Annotated in this window: 2 protein-coding genes; both read right to left on the bottom strand. The window is 57.5% G+C overall.

Annotated features, from left to right (window positions below; translation table 11 throughout):
• Positions 1–324: 324 nt before the first annotated feature.
• The gene (locus ABX962_RS34415; protein WP_372726179.1) at positions 325–1,386 is read right to left on the bottom strand and encodes a S1C family serine protease; all 1,062 of its coding nucleotides are present in this window, start codon (positions 1,384–1,386) and stop codon (positions 325–327) included.
• A gap of 100 nt (positions 1,387–1,486) precedes the next feature.
• Positions 1,487–2,611, bottom strand: a 1,125-nt coding sequence (locus ABX962_RS34410) for a S1C family serine protease (protein WP_372726178.1), incomplete at its 5' end; no start/stop codon positions are given.

Genomic DNA, 2,611 nt, shown 5'->3' with positions numbered 1-2,611 from the left:
GGCTAGACGGAACAGACGCGGAATTGATTCGCGGTGCGAGTGAGACCGAGACAGGCCCTCACCCGAGCAATCGCTAAAGGCTCTGCTCGACCTCTCCCGGCTGCGCTGGGAGAGGTGACAGGATGGAGAATACGTGACTTGTAACTCTGTTCCCTCTGTTTGCTCCTGTTCAAATTGTCCGAGCAACCATCGTTCTTATTTGGCGGCGGATAGTTGGTTGCTCGGGTGAGATTAGGATTATGAGTATGATTAAGAATTCAGTACGGCGGGATCTTTTGCAAGATCCACTACGGGAGGGCGTTACCAATATCCTCGACTTTCTCGCTAGTTCGCTGATCCGCGGGCTTCTTGCAGCATGTTGACCATCTCGGGTAACAACAGCGACGAGGGGAGCGCGTAGCTGACCACACGGCCGGCGCGGGCGATGTTTAATCCGATCACGCGGCCGGAGGAATCGATTACCGGGCCGCCACATTGATCGGGATCCAATACCGTATCATGCTGGAACACGCGATCAAATCCACTGAGCCGGACGTTGCGAGGGCCGTTGACTCGGCTGTCGTTCTCCGATTCTTGTAGCACCCCAAACTCGCGGATCCCGGCGTTCATCTCCATCGTGCTGCCAGAACGCAGAATCGTTAACTGGACACTTTCACCCGGGAACATGCCACGCAAGGTGTTGATCACGTTGTCGCTGTTGAAAACTTCTTGTCCGTTGATCGCAATGATTTGGTCCTCGGGTTCAATCCCTGCTTCGTCCGCACCGCTGTCGGGCCAAACCCCTTCCACTCGAGCTCGTCCATTTGTGCTGTTACCCAGCACCACGCCAAGTCGCCCTTTGTGCTCCACACGCCGCTCTAAAACGCCAAGACTGCCGATCCCGATCGGTCGTCCGGTGCGCCCCGGAGTGATAAGAAAGCTACCTACCGGAGGCTGCTGAGGATAAAACTCGGCTGGCTTGAAATCAAAATTAGCATCGACTTTTAACAGCGCCAAATCGTTCGCGCGACGCACCGCGGCAACACGCGCGGGCAGCAAGCGACCGTCGTGCAGTCGCACACGAATCGGGTCTCCGCCACTGAGTTCGCTGCGTTTGGTCAGCACATAGCCATCGGCGCCGACGACCGTGCCGAGAGCAACCGGACGCCCGCCGCTGGTGACTTGAACGACCGACTGCTGGACCGAGGCCAAGATCGGATCGACCAACTGCATCATTTCGCCGTTGTCGCGGCGGTGCGAGACTTTGATACTAAAGCCTTGACGCAGCCACTGCGGAGTCCTTGATTCTTGGGCACCCGATGTTTCGGCAAACCCGATCGAGACCATGACGAAGGCGATCAGACCGATAGTGGTTCGTTGATGCCGATTTAAAAGCAATGAACTCAAAACGTTGTCTCCAACAAAACGACACCAAAGCAGAAGGAAATCCCAATCTGCATGCGAACAAGTTTACGACCAAGCTACCACCATCGTCGATGGCATCTCGTTAATCCTCACGGCCAATTTCGACGACGACACGAACCCGTTGATTGTTACGGTTGACCCAAACCTCGACACGTTCACCGGGCATCGTGTCGGCGACCGCTTTGATCAGCGACCCGAAATCGCTCACCTTCACGTCGCCAAAACGCTCGACAATATCGCCCACCAACAGCCCTGCGTCTTCAGCCGGAGAGCCTTTCTTGACTTCTCGCACGCGAGCGACGGACTCGGAATCATTTCCCGAGACCCCTAAAACGGGACGAAAACCGGGTAGCACGCCCCACGCTTCACTGGCGGCCAACCGTTTCCATGAAATGTCGTAATGATCGACCGGGATATGCAAATTGTCGGCGACATCGTTGCCAATCCGGCTATGAACAGCAATCAAGCGTCCTTCGATATCAAATAGCGGGCCACCGCTGTCGCCGCCGATCAAGGCACAATCGGTCACGATCGCGTCGGGGCGAACGGTCAGAATACGGCCAACCCGAGTCACCGGGCCTCGATCGCGGTCGTAGCCGCCAGGATGTCCGGTCGCGATGCACCACATGCCGGGCACCAATTTATCGCTGGTTCCAAGCGTGGCGTGGGGCCACGGTTGGCCTTCGTTTTGGCCGTCGTTAATTTTGATCAAGCCTGCATCGACACTGCGGTTCATCCCCAACGTCGTTGCCATCACGGTGCGACCGTTGGACATGCGAATCACCGCACTTTTGCCAGGCCGCATCGCCACATGGGCTGCGGTCAGAATGTACCCGGTGTCGGTGATGATCACGCCACACCCCTGCGCCGCGCCGATCTGGACACTGACGGTACAATCTCGAGCAAGCCGCGAGACCTGCTGCTGCTGCGTTTCCAAAAGTCGCATCTGCTCGAGCGACGAGGGGGTGCCGCCACGACTCAGCAACCCTTGCAGCGGATTGGGGACCGAAACCAGGGTCCCGCTGGTGGTGGTGGACGGCGGAACCGTACCCTGTGCCTCCGCAGTCGAGACCGAGGGTGCAAGCCAAAGGAGTGTCAAAAGAATCGCCCATCCCTTGCCGCGGAACGCGGTGACGTTGATGGGGGTGGGCGTTAACGCTACTGTCGATTTCAATGGCAGCTCCTCGCTGAGACTTCGTAAACGATC

The organism is Novipirellula sp., assembly GCF_041583735.1.
Lineage (GTDB): Bacteria > Planctomycetota > Planctomycetia > Pirellulales > Pirellulaceae > Novipirellula.
Note: the sequence above shows the minus strand (reverse complement) of the source record. Positions and strands in the feature narration are given on the sequence as shown.